The sequence below is a fragment of the Limosilactobacillus secundus genome, assembly GCF_020784695.1.
Lineage (GTDB): Bacteria > Bacillota > Bacilli > Lactobacillales > Lactobacillaceae > Limosilactobacillus > Limosilactobacillus reuteri_F.
This window is the reverse complement of sequence record NZ_JAJGUA010000038.1, coordinates 1-21,850: the sequence shown is the minus strand read 5'-3', so window position 1 is coordinate 21,850 and position 21,850 is coordinate 1. Positions and strand designations below refer to the sequence as shown.

The 21,850-nt window shown below is 38.2% G+C and carries 14 protein-coding genes and 1 pseudogene; 5 read left to right on the top strand and 10 right to left on the bottom strand.

Going from position 1 to position 21,850, the window contains the following annotated elements; translation table 11 throughout:
* Positions 1-77: 77 nt before the first annotated feature.
* From LMB57_RS06840 to guaA, 4 genes are all read right to left on the bottom strand, one after another.
* Positions 78-647 carry a hypothetical protein gene (locus tag LMB57_RS06840; RefSeq protein WP_229271336.1) on the bottom strand — a complete coding sequence of 190 codons (570 nt, stop codon included), beginning with the start codon at positions 645-647 and terminating at the stop codon, positions 78-80.
* Positions 644-994: a hypothetical protein gene (locus tag LMB57_RS06835; RefSeq protein WP_229271337.1), complete on the bottom strand. Its 351-nt coding sequence runs from the start codon at positions 992-994 to the stop codon at positions 644-646. The genes LMB57_RS06840 and LMB57_RS06835 overlap by 4 nt, the downstream gene beginning before the upstream one ends.
* 397 nt (positions 995-1,391) lie before the next feature.
* Positions 1,392-5,465: a type ISP restriction/modification enzyme gene (locus LMB57_RS06830; RefSeq protein WP_229278147.1), complete on the bottom strand. Its 4,074-nt coding sequence runs from the start codon at positions 5,463-5,465 to the stop codon at positions 1,392-1,394.
* 259 nt (positions 5,466-5,724) lie between these two features.
* The gene (gene guaA / locus LMB57_RS06825) at positions 5,725-7,278 is read right to left on the bottom strand and encodes a glutamine-hydrolyzing GMP synthase (RefSeq protein WP_086879130.1); all 1,554 of its coding nucleotides are present in this window, start codon (positions 7,276-7,278) and stop codon (positions 5,725-5,727) included.
* 515 nt (positions 7,279-7,793) lie between these two features.
* On the opposite strand from guaA, the gene LMB57_RS06820 reads away from it, so the two are divergent.
* On the top strand, positions 7,794-8,999 hold the full coding sequence (locus LMB57_RS06820; protein WP_229278225.1) for an ATP-binding protein: 1,206 nt from the start codon (positions 7,794-7,796) through the stop codon (positions 8,997-8,999).
* Here LMB57_RS06820 and coaA read toward each other — a convergent pair.
* Complete coding sequence (gene coaA / locus LMB57_RS06815) at positions 8,981-9,904, bottom strand: type I pantothenate kinase (RefSeq protein WP_229271340.1); 924 nt, start codon at positions 9,902-9,904, stop codon at positions 8,981-8,983. The genes LMB57_RS06820 and coaA overlap by 19 nt on opposite strands.
* Positions 9,905-10,095: 191 nt before the next feature.
* Positions 10,096-12,192 carry an LTA synthase family protein gene (locus LMB57_RS06810; protein WP_229271341.1) on the bottom strand — a complete coding sequence of 699 codons (2,097 nt, stop codon included), beginning with the start codon at positions 12,190-12,192 and terminating at the stop codon, positions 10,096-10,098.
* A gap of 210 nt (positions 12,193-12,402) precedes the next feature.
* Between LMB57_RS06810 and LMB57_RS06805 the strand changes: the two are divergent.
* A pseudogene (locus tag LMB57_RS06805) lies at positions 12,403-13,272 on the top strand (DMT family transporter).
* Positions 13,273-13,311: 39 nt separating this feature from the next.
* On the opposite strand, the gene LMB57_RS06800 reads toward LMB57_RS06805, so the two are convergent.
* The 3 genes from LMB57_RS06800 to helD form a co-directional block, all read right to left on the bottom strand.
* Positions 13,312-14,670, bottom strand: a complete 1,359-nt coding sequence (locus LMB57_RS06800) for an FAD-dependent oxidoreductase (RefSeq protein WP_229271342.1) — start codon at positions 14,668-14,670, stop codon at positions 13,312-13,314.
* Positions 14,671-14,764: 94 nt separating this feature from the next.
* Positions 14,765-16,108, bottom strand: coding sequence for an FAD-dependent oxidoreductase (locus LMB57_RS06795; protein ID WP_229271343.1), 1,344 nt, complete (start codon positions 16,106-16,108; stop codon positions 14,765-14,767).
* A 93-nt stretch (positions 16,109-16,201) separates the two neighbouring features.
* Positions 16,202-18,508, bottom strand: a complete 2,307-nt coding sequence (gene helD, locus LMB57_RS06790; RefSeq protein ID WP_267493884.1) for an RNA polymerase recycling motor HelD — start codon at positions 18,506-18,508, stop codon at positions 16,202-16,204.
* 219 nt (positions 18,509-18,727) lie between these two features.
* Between helD and LMB57_RS06785 the strand changes: the two genes are divergently transcribed.
* The 3 genes from LMB57_RS06785 (at position 18,728) to hflX (ending at position 21,411) form a co-directional block, all read left to right on the top strand.
* On the top strand, positions 18,728-19,378 hold the full coding sequence (locus LMB57_RS06785) for a DedA family protein (RefSeq protein WP_229278144.1): 651 nt from the start codon (positions 18,728-18,730) through the stop codon (positions 19,376-19,378).
* Positions 19,379-19,450: 72 nt separating this feature from the next.
* Positions 19,451-20,104, top strand: a complete 654-nt coding sequence (locus tag LMB57_RS06780) for a histidine phosphatase family protein (RefSeq protein WP_229271346.1) — start codon at positions 19,451-19,453, stop codon at positions 20,102-20,104.
* 29 nt (positions 20,105-20,133) lie between these two features.
* Entirely contained in the window at positions 20,134-21,411 is a 1,278-nt protein-coding gene (gene hflX / locus LMB57_RS06775) for a GTPase HflX (protein ID WP_229271347.1), read from the top strand.
* A gap of 145 nt (positions 21,412-21,556) precedes the next feature.
* Here hflX and tnpA read toward each other — a convergent pair.
* A partial coding sequence (tnpA, locus tag LMB57_RS06770) for an IS200/IS605 family transposase (protein WP_229278044.1) occupies positions 21,557-21,850 on the bottom strand: 294 nt, incomplete at its 5' end.

Below are 21,850 nucleotides of genomic sequence, written 5' to 3'. Positions count from 1 at the left end.
ATCCATCGCATCATATCCGATAGTTCGAGATATGGGTACGTAATATTGACTCAATTTCATACTTAACATCCCCTTAATCAGTAGCGCAATTGATCACGTTTCAAATCATCGCCGAGTATGTAAAAAATCCAGCCATCTTTTACGTACTTGTTTTTGATGTAAACTCGAAACCCCTGGTTGTTAAGCCACGCCTGCAAACTTTGAGTAGTATTATCTGATTTTAATTTATTGACAATACCACCAATAACTTGGATTTTAATTAGGTGATTAGTACCATTAACCATCGGCAAATGATACTTGGTCGAATCTGACATATCCAGTGCGAAAATTCCTTCGCCGATAAGCCACTGGTCAAAACTGCTTGAATGTAGCAGTTCTGTCAAACTTGGCTGATTAATTAGCTTATACTTGATTACAAAACGAATAACTGGCATGAGTAAGGCTATTGATATTAAGAAAAACAACCAACCGATAATACGTAAAAAGCCACCAAAGATCGGCGTATAAGCTGTACTAGCGCAAATATATGTGACTAATAAAGATAAGCCACTCAGAATGAGACAAACGTTTTTGGTGTCCCATCGTCCATTTGCTTGCGGTGCATTAATGGTTCGACCGTTAACGTTTTTATTTTTTAGCAACATCATTCACCGCCTTCAATATCCTCGACGTCATCCGCTCGAACTGATAATTGATTTTGATATTCGCCGTAAATTGTTGCTTCTGGATTAATCAGACGTACTAAGTGTGGTGTAATAATCTGTTGCGGTTCTCGTCCAGCAATTTTGACGGACAAAGTTTGTCCTACATTTGTAATAGTAGGATCACCATAATCAGAGTGGTCTTGCCAGACAACGACGTTGAGTTTTGTCCCAAGCTTTTTGCCAGAGTCAAAGTCTAACCATGGCTCTTCTGACATAGCCATCAAAATCTTGGGTCCAAAAAAACCTTGGTTGTCAAATTGTTTAAATGCAGATAATTTCTTAAACGACATACTATTCTCCTTTTTTGTGCCGAGCTTCGAAATCCCTTCACAAACAGCAAGCGCTCTTCCAACCTGATGTGTGTGATAATTAATATTTTGAAAATAAAAAAAGAGGATTAAATTACCATTAAGTAAATTAATCCTCTATATATTTAATTGATCAGGAAAAGTACACACTAATCCCGTTCGTTATTTTTAAACACGAATTAATCAGTTAAGCATTCTATACCGCTTAACCTGTCCATTTTTACCAAAATAGCTCCCTAAACCCTTCGCTGAGGCGGAACATTGACCTTAGCATATGAAAAGTCAGGTAGAATGCCTAATTCTATCAAATAAAAACGTAAGCCTATCCGACATTCAGAGATACATCAGCTTATATAATCATTTTACACAACAATCTAAATTAATCAATAGTTAAATCAGGTAATTTATTGACTAAATCAACTGTCTGAATTGAAACATTAATTATCCGCAGAAGCAAATTGAAAATATACTTCTGATCATCGCTATAGTCGTTAGGATCATCTGTAATACCAGATTTCTTATCCGTTTTAACTTGGTACTGATCCATGATCCATTCGATTGCTGATTTATCATCAATAATATAGCTGTAAGCCTTCAGCGGAATATTACTGATCGTAATCGTATCATTAAAGATGATTGTAGAATAATCTTTTTCACGCTTACCAGTATCAGAATTGAGTTTTTTAGCGAACTTCATTTTCTTTACTCGATAATTGGGTTCACCTTTGACAGTGATATTTACATCATCATAAGGTTCTACCTTTTCGTAATTTAAATGAAGATCAATTAATTTCTTACCGATTTCAACATATTTATCTTTATCTTTTACAACAGGTATTCTTGCCAGGTCTTTTTTCAGATCATTGGCATATTTATCTCGATATTCTTTTGAATTGAGCAAACCGTAAATATATGCAAACGTATCATCTTTAGTTAAACCTATTTTTTTAGAAAAGTAAGTGGTGATGTTGTCTTTATTTTGTTTGATAAGTTCATTCGAACTTTCAGTATTGTTGTACATCATGAATCCTTGAGTTGCAGTTAAACAGTTAAGGTTAGGTATTAATCCAGAAACAAGAGAAGAGAACCTACTAGATCCTCTACCGGAAGTAAGAATGACTATATTGTGATTACCCCATTGCTTAATATATTTTCCGGGACGTTCTGTTAATTTTCGATCAAAATATAGCCATTTTTTTGCGAACGGTCTATATAAGCTTAGAACAATATGATTAGGATTAAAAGTTATTTTCTCACCCTTACGATATGTTCTTCGTAATCCGGCAGACCATTTAACATTGTCCACATTTTTATCATCCTTTTTTTCATCTAAGGACTGATTATAATTGGCAATCATCCTTTCCATATTAGTATATAAGTTATGTTTAGAAAATGAAACTGCCCAACCATCACGATTGGTGTTAATGCCTGGAGCATTTTCATAAAAGGGAGACTTGGCTTCTCCAGAAATACTTGGGAATTTTTGATAATTTGGGTCTCTTGGGTTTATCCAGTCACTATTAATATCTGGCAATAGTTTTTTCCAAGGAATGTTGGTGATGCTGCCAAACGATTGAATAAGCTCTAATTTCTCTTTTCTAGAAAGATAGTTACCTATGTCATGATAGAACAACTCATGGTTATCGGAATTATCTTTAGCATGTAGCTCATGCATGTATTTGCGTAAAATGTCTTGATAAGTGATTTTTCCAGCATCCATCTCTTGCTTGAAATACTGAAGAGTTCGGGTGATGAACGTACCTGTACCGGTAAACGGATCTAAAACATGGACATTTTGGTCTGAAAGACGTTTACCAAAGTATTTCTGCAAAGCGTCATCCACCGAATGAATAATAAAGTCCACAACCTCAACAGGGGTAAAGACGATACCCATGGCATCAGTAGTCTTTTCAAACCCCTTTCTAAAGAAGTTTTCATACAGAGTCTTAATTATGCGTTGCTTAGCAGCTGCATTATCAATTCCTTGTGCACGTGCCTTTACGGAATCATAAAACGGCTTTAATGATTGCTGACCATTATCAAAACCATACTTCTCAAATACCGCAACCACGCTATTAATTGCTTGAGAAACAGGATTATCCTTTACAAAACTGTAACCGGCAAATAGGGCTTCAAATACTGGCTGAGTAATCAAATGCTGTGCTAACATCTGCACGGCCTGGTCTCGGTCGATACCGTCATTAATGTTATAGTGCAGGCTCTTTAGAAAGCTATCAAAGGCCTGCTTAGCTTCCACATTTGAATCGATCAAGTCATTAATTCGTTGAATGTGCTTATGGGCAATATTGGCAACATCTGATGACCAATCTTCAAGATAACGACGATCACCAACCTTTTGAACTACACGTCCGTAAAAGGCTTGTTCAATTTCACCCCATTTCAGAGCTAAGCTAGTTTGGTATGTAGCAGGTTCTTCTTGAACCGACTCGGCTTCTTTTCCTCGCTCTTCAGTAACCGGCTTGCTTGGACTAGTATCCGTACCGATAAAGTTAATCTTCCCAGATTTTTTCTTATTTAATTGCAGCTTATTAATCTCAGCTTCAAAGCGCTCATCTGTAGAACGTAAAGCGTTCAAAACCTGCCAAACTTCACGATAACGCTTGTTGTTATCTAACACATCTTCAGGTTTAGCTCCTGCGTCAATTACCACTGGCAGAATAATATATCCATAATCTTTACCTTCATAACGACGCATAATCCGCCCAACAGCCTGCACAATGTCAACTTGGGACTTTTTTGGGCTAAAGAATATTACTGCATCCAGGCTTGGTACATCAATACCTTCGGTTAAGAAGCGAACATTGGACAAAACACGTGCGTGATTATCCTCCATGTCGTTAGCCAGCCAGTCCAACGCATTCTTCTTCTGAAGTGCGTTCAATGATCCGTCAACATGTTTGACATCAACGGTAAAGCTGTCATCCGCTTCTTTGCCTAAATAGTCATTAACTACATTATTAAATTCCTTGGCAATCTCTTTAGAGTGGGCAATAGTGTCTGTAAAGGCAATGGCTCGTTTCATAGGAGCACCCTTAATCTCGCCGTTTAAGCCGTTTCGCTTAACCATTGCATTCCAAACACCAATGATCTTACCAGGGTCATCCGTCTTTAACTCATTGTCTGAAGCCAAGGTTTCCTGCATAGCTTTATTAACGTACTGCTCACTGACCGCCAAAACTGAGACTTTGTAATCCGTTAAGTAGCCACGATTAACGGCATCGCCAAAGCCCAGATGGAAGATCACATCACCATACGTTTTTTCGTCATCCATAGAGGATATAACAACACTCTGTTCCTTAGCCTTCTTCTTTGCATCAACCCCATAAACCTTAGGAGTAGCTGTTTGATACAATCGCAGTTTACTACTTACATTCTTGTTTGAATGAACCTTAGTAAAAACGCTAGGGTCGCCCATTTCATTAGCACCAGTTGTTCGATGAGCTTCATCCGCAACAATCAAGTCAAATTCAGGGAGTCCAATTTCCTGTGCTTTATGAATGACATCAATAGATTGGTAGGTACTAAAGATAACATTCATTTGTTTCCCAGTATTTGATTTTATTTTTTGATAGTTATCCATCAATTGATTGACATTAGTAGTGGCTGGAAAACCAATATCCTTAGCACTTAAATCATCATCCCCATGTTTCTTCTTGGTAGCTTTAGCATCCGAGACCACCGAAAATGAGTTCATGTAAATCTGTTCATCATGGTCATCATTCCAGTTAAACAGTGTTTGAGACAAAAGCTGAATACTTGGTACCAGGTACAAAACGTTGAAATTACTTTTATCCTGGTCTTTCATCAAAGCTTCAGCAATTTTAAGACTAGTAAAGGTTTTACCCGTTCCTGGCGCCATAATTAGTTTGCCACGATCGTGTTGTTTAAAGTAGCTCAGCGATTTATCAATAGCTTCTTGTTGATAATCACGTAACTCCTTAGGCTTCTGTCGTAAGTGATCGTTAGGTTGATCAAAGTCAAAAAGCTGCCAATTGATACTAGCATGCTCTAACTGTGATAAACCTATCCTCGTCATAGGTTTAGATAATTTCTCTAAAGCCTGTTCCGCATTCCTATTCCACTGGTCAGTTGTGCTAACTAAAATACCAGCTTCATAGTAATTCTTACTAAATTCAGCAATGAATGAATTAATGGTATCTTTGCCAACTTTGCCGGTATAAAACTTAGCCTGGACTGCGGTAAGCCCACCCGTAATTCGATCCTGAGCAACAATATCAACACCAGTATCCTTCTTGGGAATACCTAGTTCATCCGGTACTTCATTTAACATCCAAACATGACTGAATTTATTGTGATAAGTCGGCTCGTTCTTCAAATAAGCCACTACAATTTCTTCAAATGCAGTTCCCCGATCACGAGTTCCTTTGATATGATCGTTTACCTGTTTTATTAGTTCATTAAATGTCGCCATTATATACTCCTAACCTACTCAACAACTTTAATAATAATTATCTTACATTAGCGCAGTTCAATTCAATAATCTTGGTAGAAAATAAATAGGGACTAAAAGTATATAAATACCTCTAATCCCTTATATATTACCCAATTCCTACTACACAAAACGGTAGAAAAACGGTAGACAACTTGTCTAAAATCCGTCTTTTTTGCTAATTTATGGTTTCTCCAAATGCCGTCAAATTAGGCTTCCCGCTTCATGTTGTCCTATGCTTTTATTCGTATTCAATCGTCGAAGGTGGCTTACTCGTGACATCATAAAGAATGCGGTTAACGTGGTCAACTTCATTTACGATCCGGACTGAGATCTTTTGAAGGACATCCCATGGAATCTTAGCGAAATCGGCTGTCATTCCATCAATTGAAGTAACGGCCCGAATAGCAACTGCATAGTCATATGTCCGGCCATCACCCATAACACCAACTGAACGAATACCTGGTAAAACAGTAAAGTATTGCCAGATTTCTTCATCAAGACCTGCTTTCTTGATTTCTTCACGAAGGATTGCATCACTTTCACGAACAATCTCAAGCTTTTCAGGAGTAATTTCGCCAATAACCCGAATTCCAAGACCTGGGCCTGGGAATGGTTGACGCCATACCAATTCATGTGGGATCCCGAGTTTTTCACCCAATTCACGAGTTTCATCTTTAAAGAGCTTGCGTAATGGTTCAATTAACTTGAAACCAAGCTTCTTTGGCAAACCACCAACATTATGGTGAGACTTAATTGTCTGTGCAGTGTCGGTTCCAGATTCAATTACGTCAGTATAAAGCGTACCTTGAGCTAAGAAATCAGCGTCTTTAATCTTCTTGGCCTCTTCGTTAAAGACTTCGATAAATTCCTTACCGATAATCTTCCGCTTTTGTTCTGGATCGGTAACCCCTTCAAGCTTGCCTAAGAAGCGATCTGCAGCGTCAACTTTAATGATGTTAACACCAAGGTCGCGACTCAACGCATCCATTACTTGGTCAGCTTCGTTTTTCCGTAACAATCCGTGGTCAACAAAGATACAAGTAAGTTGGTCACCAATTGCCTTATGAATCAAAACGGCGGTAACACTAGAGTCAACACCACCAGAAAGACCCAAGATAACCTTCTTGTCACCGACTTCTTTGCGGATTTCATCAATCTGCATATCGATAAAGTCATCCATCGTCCAGTTTGCTTTAGCGCCACAAACATCAAAAGCGAAGCGACGTAAAATATCTAACCCATATTCGGAATTACGAACTTCTGGGTGGAATTGAACGCCATAGAATTTACGGTCATTATCAGCAATTGATGCGATCGGACAGTTCTTACTAGTAGCAGTAACTTCAAAGCCAGCTGGGGCTTGAGTTACTAAGTCACCATGACTCATCCATACATATTGCTTCTTTGGCAAACCTTTGAATAATACAGCCTCGTCATCAAGTACTTCAATATCTGCTCGTCCATATTCGGAGTTGTCAGCTTTTTCAACTTTTCCGCCAAGGTCGTATGACATTAATTGCATTCCATAACAAATACCTAAGATCGGGATACCAAGCTTAAAGATTTCTGGATCGACCTTGAATGCATTTGGATCATAAACACTGTTAGGGCCACCAGAGAAAATGATCCCCTTAGGATTAATCTCTTTGATCTCGTCCGCAGTTAACTTGTGAGAAAGCAATTCGGAATAAATACCGAAATCACGAAGCCGACGAGTAATCAATTGATTGTATTGACTACCAAAATCCAAGACAATGATCTTATCAAACGCATCTAAATTGATGTTTGCCACAATGACACTTCCTTTGTTCAAATTTTTATTCTTAAAGGCTAGTTTACAGGCTGAACATGGCATGGTCAATGATTATTTAATTTTCCATAACAAAAAAGACGGGAGCCAAATTTTCTCACGTCTTTTTCGTTAGATGGAATTTTATTGAGGATATTTAATTAGTGTTCTAAATCAATATTTAATAGCCGTAATTCTTCATCAACCGCTTGTGCTTCAAGTGTTTTAGTATCTTTATCAGTTTTTATCATTTCGACAGCCTCCTCATCTCATTTAATCTGTATCCTTCTTAAGTGGTCTGGCAGTAATTGTCAATAAAAATGAGGCATAAATATCATGCGCAACCGTTTCGAACATTGATACATTAGGATTAAAAAGATTTATTTTTTTACTTTTACTAAGGAATTTAACTAGATTTTCTAATGCAGGATTTGTAATCTATTCCAAATTCAGTTAGTTTGAATGCGCTTTCTGCATTTGATAAAATTTAGTTAGTTATTTTTTACTTGAGGTGCAATATGTTTATTCGGACAAAATATCTTAACCAACTAATAAACAACATGGACCAGCCAATAATTAAGATTCTTGTAGGAGTTCGGCGGTGTGGTAAAACAACTATCCTTGACCAGTTCCGGGCAACTCTCCGGCGCCAAGAAATTTCCTCAAGTCAAATCCAAGTGATTAACTTTGAATATCTCCTAGAAAATGAATTATGCAATCCAGAATATCTCCTACAATTTATCCTTGATCGGCTTAGTAAACATCAGATGAATTATATCTTCCTCGATGAGGTCGAAGTGGTTCCCCAGTTTGCCCGCGTTGTAAATGCCCTAAATTCACTCTCCAATACTGATATCTATATTACAAGTTCCAACAAAACTATTCTGGAGAAAGAAAATCTTCAGCAAATGGTCCCTCATACTATCATCCCCGTTTTTCCTTGCAGCTTCCGTGAATACATAAAAAGGAACCAACAAGAAGCTGATTCCCAAACGTTATATCAATATTTAAATGAGGGCGGTTTCCCCTATACTCACGAAATCCACGGTCCGATCAACCTCCGCAATTATGTGAATGGGATCATTAATACGATTATCATTACCGATTTCACCCAACAAGCGACCCTTTGTAATCCAGGCCTAACTAAGCAACTTGCTCATCACTTAGCTCATCATGCTGGGACCACGCAAAATATCTCCCAGATTGTTGACAGTCTTAAACGTCACCACATCACTACTTCCAATAAGACAGTTGATTTCTATTTACAGTTCTTACAAACGTCCTTTATCTTTTACCCATGCAAAGAATATGATCTTTCTCGTCACCACGTTAAAAGTACCAACATTCGTTATTATCCGGTAGATCCTAGTATTCGGCAAGCTCTCACACTGAAAAAGAATGTCCTTTCGCAACGAATCCTTGAAAATATTGTCTTTATTGATCTATTAAGTCAAGGATACCAGGTATATAGTGGACGAATTAAAGATAATGAGATTACTTTTGTAGCGGTAAAAAACGATATCTTTACCTGTATTCAAATTGCCTATTCTCTTGCCGATGATGGCGCTTATCGTCGGGCAACCAGTGGCTTACGGCAACTTTCCTCAAAATATAAAAAGTTTCTGATTACAGTAAAGCCAGCGCTCAATTACGCTGGCTTAGATCCTGATATTGAAATTATTGACTTATATAGCTGGCTAACCAATTACCCCCGTCGCAAGTAAAGCTTATCCACGAGGTGCCCCGTAGTTTTATGCAAAATTACGTCGGCGCGACTTTTCGTTGGCAGAATAAACTCCCGTAAATTAGGAAGATCAACACGTTGCCAAACATCTTTAGCCATCTTGAAAGCTTCTTGGCGGTCACCTTTTGAATAAGGATAGTAATAATTTGATGGATCAGTAAAAGCAGTCTCTAACAACATCCCAAACCGTTGAAGATACCAATGCTCAATCAAGTCTGGATCTGCGTCAACGTACAATGACCAATCGAAGTAATCACTAACATACAATTGTTGGTTACTTGGCAATTGCAACGTGTTGATCCCTTCTACAATCAATATGTCTGGGCGATCAATTACCAAGGGTTTATCCAGTTGAACATCATAAACCTGGTGCGAGTACGTAGGTGCCTTAACAACTGGTTCCCCTGCTTTGGCATCATTAAGAAACTTAAGAAGTTTTTCCATGTCATAGGATTCCGGGAAGCCTTTCCGATCCATGATTCCTCGCCGTTTTAATTCTGCATTAGGATATAAGAACCCATCCGTTGTCATTAATTCTACCCGTTTATCAGGCAACATCTTATTTAGTAAAATACTAATCAACCGAGCAATGGTGCTCTTCCCAACCGCAACTGAACCCGCAATTCCAATAATATATGGAATGCGAATCGTGGAACGTTGTAAAAAGTTTGCCTTTTGCATCTGCCATTCTAAAAAATTCTGGTAGCGCAGTTGAATTAATTTTATTAGCGGCAAATATACATCCTGTACATCCTCAATTGAAATTCGATCATTCAACGATTTAATTTCATCCAAGTTCCCTTGAGTTAATCGTACTGAATCTGTCGGGAAAAAGCCATGCCATGTTTGTCGATCAAATTGTTCGTAGTTCATCCATTCATCCATTACGCAAAATCCTTTGTTTCATCCGTCAATGAAAACGGTTACTCACGTTTAATAGTAACATATTATACACATAATTAAAGCACAGTCTGGTTTGTGAACACCTAAACATTTTACCAGATAATTAGTGTAACGCAACTATTCGATATAAGAAATGGAGACTAGTATTTCTACTGGCCTCCATTTTTATCTTACTATGGTTTAGGGAAGTTTAATTTCGGATAATTCTTTAACTCGGGTGCATCGGTTGTGTAATCATCGAAGGTACTCTGGTTATTATTTTCCGACTTCAAACTTGTCTTTTGTTTCTTTTGCTGTTTCTGTAAATTCTTCAAGCTCTTCTTAAGGTTATAAGTATATTGTTTTTTATCAACTTTCTTAAATCCTGGGAGTTTGTAGAACCGAAGCAAGTCACCGTTCACAACTTTATCTGATAATCCAAGATCAGTTGTAACATATTTTTGAATCTTGCCAATTTCTTTACGTTGCGTCGCTGTTTGGTGAGTAATTTGCTTACCATTCTTAGTGTAATAGTAGTCGCCATTATACTTAGTGTATTTTGGCGTTACCCAATCACCATTTCTAAACGGTACAATTTGCTTATTCTCAGGTGAAAGCAAGTCTTGTCCGAATTGAATATAATTCTTAGAGCTAATTCCTAAGAGGTCCTCAAGAGTAGGTAAGACATCAATTTCACCACCATAAGTGTGATTAATCCCACCTTTTAGGCCAGGCATATTAATCATAAATGGCACTTTTTGGAACATTGCTAGATCATAATTAGTTACTTTCTTCTTACCTAAGATTTGCGCAATGGCTGGTTGGTGGTTGTTAGAAATTCCATAGTGGTCACCATAAAGGACTAACACACTGTTTTGCCGTAACCCAGTCTTATCAAGGTAATCAAGAAATTCGCCAAGTGATTCATCTAAGTATCGTGCAGTTTGAATATAAGGATCGACCGTGTCATCGCCAGTCTTCCACGCTTCGATATCCTTATTCTTTTTATCGAGGATATATGGATAGTGGTTAGTAACTGTAATGATCTTTGCATAGAATGGTTGTGGAAGCTGCTCAATATAGTGGGCTGATTCTTTCATGAAGATCTTGTCCTTCATTCCATATCCAGCATCATAATCCTTGGTCTTTGGATAATACTCTTTACTAATGAAGTATTGGTAACCAAAAGACTTATAAGCATTATCACGGTTCCAGAAACTAGGAACGTCCCCGTGGAATGAGGCTGTCGTATAACCTAGTTTTTGATGAAGAAGCGCTGGCGCAGATTGGAAGGTATTAGTTGTCCCATCAGTAACCATTGCTGATCCTTCTGGAAGACCAAAGAGCGAGTTTTCGAGCATTGTTTCAGCATCCGCCGTCTTTCCTTGACCAACTTGGTGGAAGAAGTTATCAAATGCCAAAGTATCATTAGCATGGTACAACTTATTCAGATTTGGCATTACTTCTTGACCATCCTGCTTATAGTCGATCATAAATTGCTGGAGACTTTCAAGATGAATGATAAAAATATTCTTTCCTTTAGCCTTACCGTAATATTCAACATTTGGCGCAGCATAATTACTATGGATGAAATGCAAAACTGGCTTTAATTCGTCACGATTAGCACGCGCTTTTACTACACTGTTATTAGTCGTCTTAACCCCATCATAAATTGTATATGCTTCGAGCCCTAGATACTTAACAATATAATTATTATCAAAAGTTCGCGTAAGTAATTGTGAACGATCACTTTCTGCCATTCCTAAGTTAACTCCAAATAGTACAAAGCCAAGGGCAGTAATCGTCATCGCATATCTAACCTTAAATCGCCGCATATCAACACGAACAAAGTGGAAAAGTAAGATGAGAGCTAAAATTACAACATCCAAGTAAACTAAAAAGTCTTCGGGACGTAATATCCCCATTAAACTTTTACCAAGATTATTTGAAGCCGCTCCAGATCCCTTTATTACGTTAAAGGTAATGAAATCTGAAAATTCTCGATAGTACAAAATATTTGCAAAAAGCCATGTCGATAATGCCGCATTAATTATCAACATCATCCAATAGGACAATCGCCCGCGGAAATATAATGCAATTCCCAAAAATACAAGGGCACTTGGAATCGTATTAAATGCTAAAAGGAATTGTTGCATGCTTCCTTTTACACCTAAATTAAATTCATTTTGATAAGCCCAGTAGCTCTTTAAACAAAATAAAAGTACAACAAGCAGAAAAAAACCGAGCTTGGTGTTCAAGACACGGCGGAGCTTCTGCAACGCTGTTTTCATAGTCGTTCCTCCATAAAAAAATATCATTATTAACAATAATACACTAACTAGCTAACCGCAACCGTACAATTTTATTTTTCCAAAAAGTTAAAAATTCTGTCACTTTTTTGTCGTAGTTAACCTTTAGAAAATAGATCTTAAATGTTATGATTGAGTGTCGTTAATTAACAGAAGGGACTGAGCACCATTTCAAAGAAAAAAGCGAATTTAATGTTACTGCTAGTTGCTATTTTATGGGGAAGCAGCTACGTATTTGCCAAACTAACAATACAAGCTGGAATGCATTCTGGAGTCATCAACGCTTGCCGGGGAACAATGTGTGTAATTGCTGGTTATATTATCTTCCATAAACAGATCAACAAAATGACTTGGCTGGATTTTAAACTAGGAATCCTTATGGGAACAATTAATTTCCTAGGTTATTTTTTGCAGACTGATGCCCTCCGTTATACTACTCCGGCTAAGAATGCCTTCTTGACAACCTTATATGTTGCAATTGCTCCCTTGATCTTGTAGTTGTTTTGGCATGAACGTCCCCAGCGAAAGACATATTTTGCGGTCGCCCTCGCTATTATCGGAATGGCTGTCATCACTAATGTTGCTAATACCGGTCTTCAATTAAATTTTGGTGACTTTCTAACTGTTGTTTCTGCTATTTTTTGGGCCTTACAATTAATCTTCTTTGGAAAGTACGCGCCGAAAGTTTCCAGTCCGTGGGTGGTAATCTTCATGATTGGTTTATGTCAAGGCACGTTCGGCTGGATTACGACTGGATTATTTGAACGTACCAACCTTACACAAATCCATTGGGTCCAAGCTTTGATTCCCCTAGCTATCTTAGCTATCGTCGTAACTTTCTTAGCGCAGGGAATGCAAATTACAGCTCAACAATATACTGATGCCACATCAGCTGGATTATTGTTAATGTTGGAATCATTTTTTGCCAGCACCATGTCAGTTATCATGGGCTATGACCCTCTTACACCACAATTAATTTGGGGTGGCCTGATCTTACTTCTTGCCAATGCAATTATGCAAGTTAATTTCCAAGATGTACCATTCTTAAGAAAACAACACTAAAAATAACGAGGATGAAAAGGTTTTTCATCCTCGTTATTTTTATTTATTTACTTTCTTATCTTCCTTAGCAACTGCTGCTTGAGCCAACAAATTGACATAGTTAAATGGTCGATCAAAGTTTGGCTGGAATAATGTATCAACATAAGCAAGGAAATCAATTGAATTACGATTTTGAATACATACAGATACAAGGTTCGCAGATTGCGAAACATCATGCTTACTCATAAATTGTGCCCCGAGAATTCGTCGCGTTCCTTTTTCCCATACCAGGGTCATAAAGACTGGCGTAGTAGTTGGCATAAATTCTGGACGATAATTATCTTCGATTGTAACTGAATCGGCATCAATTCCCATTTCTTTTGCTCGCCGTAATGTTAAACCAGTACATACCATTGTATTACCAAACAAGTGGAGACCCGTTGTTGACTGTGTCCCCATATACTTCATGGTATTGCCAAAAACATTAACACCGGCAATCGTTCCTTGACGAACAGCATTAGTGGCTAACGGAACGTAACGGTCAGTATTAGTAGGATTAAAGTGGACGGACGTTACATCCCCACCAGCATAGATATCAGGATTAGATGTTTGCATATAAGCGTTGGTCTTAATTGTACCATCAGGATGAAGGTCAATTTTTCCACGAACTAGGTCACTGTTTGGTCGGAATCCAACACAAAGAACAGCCATGTCAGCATCATAAACTTTACCTTGATTGGTAAGAACTTTAACACCGCCATTACCATCGTCTTCAAATCCAGTAACCCGTTGTTGCAATTCAAGATGAGCGTTGTGGTCTTTGAAAATACGACCAATTCGATCAGAATATTGTTTATCAAAATACTTAATCAACATTTGATCTGAACTATCGATTAATGTTACATCCCGTCCCTGACGAAGATATGCTTCTACTAATTCAACACCAATATATCCTCCACCAACGACAACAATCTTTTTCGAGTCCTTGGCGACATTGAAAAGTTTCTTGGCGTGGTAATAAGTTTTACACAAGTATAAATTCTTATTTTCTAGTCCAGAAACTGGTGGAATAACAGGCCATGATCCAGTAGTAACAATCAATTTATCATAATAATCCGCAGTCAATTCACCAGTTTCCTGGTTTTCAACTTCAAGTGTCTTTGTATTAGGGTCAACGCTTAAGACATTATGCTTAACTTTAACAGTAGCCCCCATCTCTTCTAGTTGCTTAGGGCTAGAGTAGAACATCGCATCTGGATTCCCAATTTCACCACTCAAATAAACGGCAATCCCACAAGAAAGGAAGGAAACACTATCATTCCGTTCATAAATTACTACCTCAGTGTCTGGATGTGCATTTAAAATCTGGGTTGCTGCTATCGTGCCCGCGTGCGTACAGCCAACAATAACTACTTTCATATCTACACCTCATTTTATTTGCTTACTATTCATAAGGATAAGCCTTTTTACTCCCATAATCAATCGACTAATTGCCTACCTATATTTTAACAGATTATTCCGTTCCTGCTTTAGCCATTGCTGCTTGTCCCAAAATATTAACGTAATTAAAGGGGCGATCAAAGTTGGGCTGGAACATCGTATCGTACATTCCAAGAAACTCAATTGTGTTTTGGTTCTGAATACATAACGAAACTAAACTTAAAGTTTCTGAAATATCGTGCTTACTCATCATTTGTGCTCCCAAAATCCGTTGAGTATCCTTATCCCAAACCAATGACATCAGGACTGGCGTGGTAGTTGGCATAAATTCTGGACGATAGTTATCCTCAATTGTTACTACATCAGCATCAAAGCCAGCTGCCTTAGCTCTTTCAAAGGTCAATCCTAAAGAAGCCATATATGTTCCGTCAAGGTTTAGACTCATAGCAAGTTGCGTTCCCGAATCTTTCATCTGCTTTCCATGGATATTATGGGCAACAATTGCTGCTTGACGAACGCCTTCAGTTGGCTGAGGTTTATAAACGTCCTTACCGGTTGGATTATAGTGAATCGTCGTTGATCCCCCAATTGCATATATATCCGGATCAGATGTTTGGATAAATTCATTAACAGCAATTACCCCATTTTCATCCATCTCTACTATCCCCTCAAAAATAGATGTATCTGGCTTTTGACCTGCAGCAACAATTGCCCGACTAACACTGTATGAGCTCTTATCAGTAGCAACCGTGATGCCAATCCCATTATCATCTAATTCGGTAACATGTTCATCAGTAACAACTTTAATATTATCTGCCGTTAAAATCTCAAGGGCTCGTCTAGAATACTCTCCTTCAAAATTGTGATGCAAAATTGGCTCACCGTTTGTAAAAAGAGTCACTTCTTTCCCTTTTTGCCGATATGCATCGACTAGTCCCAAGCTAAGAGGATCGTTACCAATCACAGCAATTTGCTGGTCAATAGTAGATAATAAAAGAGCAGCCTTAGCATCTTGTTGGTCCTTGATTAAGGTTACATTGCTACTGTCAATTCCCTTTAAAGCGGGTGCTTCACTTCTTGAGTCAGTAGCAATAATCAGCTTATCATAATGCTCTTCGGAAGTAGCATCATCTAGCATCCCCATAACTTTGATCGTTTTTTGCGCCGGATCTACACCCATTACAAGGGACCCCATTTTTATGTCAGCACCCTTAATCGATAATTGATCCGAGCTTAATTCAGTTCGTAAACGAGGTTGTTCCGCATCTTGGTCATCATAGTCATTGATGTCATACGTTATTGAGGGAACGACTGCATTGCGGTCATAAATCGTAACCTCTGTCTCCGGATGACTTCTTAAAATTTGCGACGCGGCTGTCATCCCCGCAAAGGTACAACCGATAATAATAACCCTCATATAAACTACTCCTCATCGAACTTATTCTTCACTTTTTTATACACAATTAAATTATAAATCTAATATAATAAAGTGCAATATTACTCTTACCATTTATTTGTCAACATTAACTTTTTCATATTCACCTGTCGGCACTTGGTCTAGTAAACTAGTTGGACTGCCAATTGATACTAAACTCAACTCATGCATTGCTCGAGAACAAATTGTATATAGCAATTGTCGCTCATCATTACCATGGTATTGCTGATTATTCGCATTCCAAACAATAACCGCATCAAATTCCAACCCTTTTGCTAGATATGATGGCACAACAATTGGTCCCTTTACTAACCGTTGATTTTCTGTCCGAATAAGGGTGGTCTTAATGTTGTTAGCATTTAACTTTTGATATAAATCTTCACTGTCTTTGAGATCTTTCCCAATAATTGCAACGGCATCATGGTCGTTCTGATACTTATTAAGGATATCAATAACTGCCGCTACCCCTTCTTGTTCATCCTTAGTTTGATAAACTTGTGGCTTATTGCCTTCACGTTCAAAGGCTTCAATTGCTTCACCGTCAATTAAAATATGTTTAGTAAAGTCGGTAATTTGTTTCGTAGAACGGTAAGACTTAGTTAATTGGACAACCTTCGTCTTTTCAGGATCAAACATCGTGCCCAACTGCTTTAATAGTGACCGACTATTCTCATGAGTGAAAATTGCCTGGTTAAGGTCCCCTAACAATGTGAATTTAGCACGGGGGAAACGGTATTTAAGGTAAGCTAACTGGTAAGCATCATAATCTTGGACTTCATCAACAAAAACGTAACGAATATCACGTTGACCATGTTTTCCAGTAATCAAATCATACAGGTACAGGTAAATAGTAATTCCGTTGGCACTAATATTGCCCTTCTTTAGTTCTTCTTTCACTCCATCCACGTAATCTTTCCACTGTTCTGCAGAAATGCCATATTCAGCAATATTAACAAGTTTTGGAGTTACTCGGAGAAGGTGTAAAAATTGTCCATTGATGTTAAGCCACTGATTATGATCGATGGCTTTTTTTATTGGTATAAATGCCCGCATAACAATTTGGCGCGCAAGGAACTTGTACTCTTTATCTTCATCCTCAAATTCACGTGGCTGGTTATTAAAGAGGTTATCAATTTCTTCTTTGCTTAAACTTTGGATCTCATCTTCAACCCATTTATTACGCATTTCAGATCCGACACGGTGATTAAGGTATTTAATAAGGGCTTCTTTCGTTCCATCCAACCTATTTCCCAGGTTATAGTTATTGTTAAATGAATAGTAAATTTCTTTAATCTTCTTTTTGCTCAAAAAGACTTTACCATTAAACATAAGGTTGCGGAAACGCATATTAGCATGACCAAGATGGTTGGCATAACGCTCTGTTGCTTTAAAATATTGCAAGCTTGTTAATAGTTGTTGTGCATTCTTAGCCGTTTCATCTTGGTGACTTTCAAACCGTTGTTCTAAGTTCTGAACGTGCAGTTTTGGTACCCGGCGATTAGCAAACTGGAAGTAAGTCATCTGGACCATATTATGCTCACCCAATTCTGGCAAGACTTGGTCAATGTAGTCATTAAATAATTGGTTAGGCGAAAATAAAACAACTTGTGAAGATGTCAAATTACCCCGGTAACGGTAAAGGAGCCAGGCAACCCGTTGGAGAACTGCCGCTGTCTTACCTGATCCAGCAGCCCCCTGAACAAACAACAATTCATTTTTCGTGTCACGAATAATTTCATTTTGTTTCCGTTGAATCGTCGTTACAATGCTCTTCATTTTGGTGCTTGAATGGTTGCCAAGAGCATCAAGGAGCATCTGGTCACCTACTTGTTCGTCGGTATCAAAGATGGTTACAATCACCCCATCTTTAATTTGAAATTGGCGCTTAAGAGTAAGGTCAACCTCTTGTTCACCTACTGGAGTCTGGTACTTAACTTTCCCAAGCTTTCCTTCATAGTAAACAGACGAAATCGGTGCTCGCCAGTCATAAACAAGAAAGTGATCTGGCTTATCGGTAAAGGATGCAAGCCCGATATATACCCTTTCAGCTTCATCGGCTCCTTTTTCACGAAAATCAATGCGAGCAAAGTAAGGTTTTTTTTCAAGTCGTTGCAAAGTCGCTAGCCGATCTGCCGCATGTTGCCAACTATTTTGACGTTCATCTAACATCTGCTGTTGGGCACGAAAAGACATGGCCGTATCCATCATGCCTGAATAAGTAGTGGTATTTAAGTGGATATCATCAATTTGCTTATTGATGCCCTTAATATCATGTTGAGCCGTTTTAATCTTTTTTTCCGCTTTTTGTTCGGCCTGTTTTACTTTATCAATCACATTATCAAGGTACTTTTGTTCTAGTTCTTTTTCAGTTTTTGTAGACATTCCATACTCCCTACCTTTCATCTTCAGGTCGACTTACTTAATAATCTATCTTAAAATTATCCAATTATTATATCATTTTCGCCAATTAGTCTGTTAATTTTCCACCTTCTATTTTTTCAATTATTAAGTGTCGCTTAATTTTAATCCTAAGATCATCAAAATAACTAATAATAACGCTACAATATATTGAAACCATGCTACAGGAGGAGGAAAACAACAATGAGCCATATTTTTTATCTTCTAACTCATATTGCGGAAACAATCATTCCAATGTTTGAGCGGATGGGCGCTTGGAGCTATGTTCTCCTTTTTATCCTAATTTTTATGGAAACCGGATTAGTGATTTTTCCTTGGCTTCCAGGTGAATCACTCGTCTTTTTAACTTGTTCTTTCATTGCTTTTAACCCAATCTTAAAAATGGAAATCGTTATTCCCGTCTTTTTCTTTGCAGCGTTAATCGGTGATACAGTTAATTATTATATCGGTCACTCCCTTTCTCATTGGCAATGGCTCAAAAAAAGAATGGGCGGCCCGCGTTTTGAGAAAGCACAAGATTTTTTAACACATCATGGAATTAAAGCTGTTGCGTTAGGACGATTTGTTCCACTCATTCGAACGTTCGTCCCCCTCATTGCTGGAACAATGCAGTTTCCGTTCCAGCGATTCACCGTTGGTAATATTATTGGCGTTACATTATGGGTAGCAATTGGTGCTGGATGCGGATATTACTTTGGAACAATTCCGTTTGTTCGTCAGCACTTCTCACTTATCATCTTAGCATTTGTTGTATGCTCACTGTTAGGAGTTGGCCTGTTAGCACTTATCAAAGCGATTCGTCAACGAATTATTAAGCGAAACCGAATGCTATAATTGCTTCTTCTTCAGCAAAATCATGTTAAAATATAATAAGTATTTTATTTCGCATAAAGGAGTGCTGTAACTATGGCAATCAATGTTTATTTTGTACGCCACGGACAAACCTATCTTAATCTCTACAATCGGATGCAAGGTTGGGCTGATGGTCCGCTAACGCCAAAGGGTGAAGAAGACGCCAAACGAGTAGGACGGGCGCTTGCTCCTATTCAATTTGATTATGTATTTTGCAGCGACCTTGCACGAACAGTTTCAACTACCCGTTTCTTACTTGCTGAACACCCTGGTAATAATTCAAAGCCAATTCCAGAGCCAGCATTTCGCGAAGAATTCTTTGGCTACTTTGAAGGAGAAGATGGTCAACATTTCGCTGACTTCCTTGGCGGCCCAGATGGTTATCACAGTTTTGCAGAAATGGTTGCTGGTTGGGGACCAGATAAATTAAAAGATAAGATTGCAGCAGCGGACAATTATGGTACTGCCGAAGACCATGTTGCTTTCTGGAAACGGGTGGATAAAGGTTTTGATCGCTTACGAGCATTACCAGACGGATCAGATGTACTAGTAGTTTCGCATGGAGCCACTATTCGCTCTATCGTCCAACGCTATTCTGACGCTTACGATCCAGGTGACTCACCACGTAACGGAAGCATTACTAAATTGACTTTAGATAAGAATAATACTAGTGTTGATTTTTACAATAAACTTGAATTACCAGAATAATATCCATCAAGGGGGAACACTATTCTTCAATGGAGACTAACATACAAACTACAGAACCAGTAATTATCACTGGTTTAAATACCGGTCAAGAAGACTTTGACTACTCAATGGTTGAACTGGCTGAATTAGCACAAGCAAATCACATGGAAGTTATCGATCGGATTGATCAAGTCATCGATCGTCCTAATCCTGCTACCTACTTTGGAAAAGGCAAAGTCGAAGAAATTCGTAAGGTGGCTGATGCTAATCACGTTCCTACTGTTATTACTAATGATGAATTATCACCAAGCCAATTGCGTAATCTTGAAGAAGGAACTGGATGTCGTATTCTAGATCGAACCGCTCTTATTTTAGAGATTTTCGCAACCCGCGCTCAATCTAAAGAAGCCAAACTTCAAGTACAGATCGCTGAACTGCAATACCGTTTACCACGCTTGCAAACTACTGCAAGTGAGCGGTTAGATCAACAAACTGGTGGAGGAAGTGGTTTTACTAACCGGGGTGCCGGGGAAACCAAACTTGAAATGGATCGGCGAACTATCCAACACCAAATTTCCCATCTTCGTCAAGAATTGGCAGATATTGATAAATCCGAACAAACCAAGCGGAAACAACGCGTAAAAAGTGCCATTCCAACAGCGGCTCTCGTTGGCTATACCAATGCTGGTAAATCAACTATTATGAATGGCCTTGTAAGAAGATATGGAGCTGCTGAAGAAAAAACCGTTTTTGAAAAGAATATGTTATTCGCCACTCTTGATACAAGTGTCCGGCAGCTAACACTTCCAGATCAAAAACGTTTCTTACTAAGTGATACGGTTGGGTTCGTTAGTAAATTACCTACTCACCTTGTTGAATCATTTAAATCAACACTTGCAGAAGCCGCTAATGCTGACTTACTAATCCAAGTTATTGATTATTCTGATCCACATTACAAGGAAATGATGGAAACAACTAACGAAACCTTAAAACAAATTGGGATTACTGATATTCCAATGATCAACGTATTTAACAAAGCAGATAAAACTGAAATTGAATTTCCTATTCTTGAAGGTGACGATCAAGTTGTGATTTCAGCTAAACAAGATGCTTCATTAGACCTTCTTGTTGAAGTTATTAAGAAACACTTATTTAAGGACTATGTCACTACTACTCTTCTAATTCCATTTACTGATGGTCATGTTGTTTCTTACCTTAATGAACACACTAATATTTTAGATACTACTTATGAAAGTAATGGGACATTATTAACGGTAGAAATGTCAGTTCAAGATTATCAACGGTTTGGAAAATATGAGAAAAACTAATCATAACCACCCGTCAAACGGGTGGTTTGCACATCGGCTATAAGCCGATAATAAAAGCCGGCGTCTCAAGGCGCTGGCTTTCGCTTTGCTCAAGCCAAAATGCTCTGACTACTTTGCCACCGCTTTAAGCGGTGTTTGTACTACTTCACTTACCCTTAAAAGGGTCCGAATATTCCACACTTGTTAGCTTATCCATTGCTATATCATGTTTCTCTTGATCTCGGATATACTTCTTTATCGTGGATTCATTCAATCCAACTGTACTTACGTAGTAGCCTTCAGCCCAAAAATGTCGGTTCCCATATTTGTATTTTAAGTTTGCATGTCGATCAAACATCATTAATGCACTTTTCCCTTTTAAGTATCCCATAAACTGCGATACACTTAGCTTCGGCGGAATACTTACTAACAAGTGCACATGATCTGGCATCATATGACC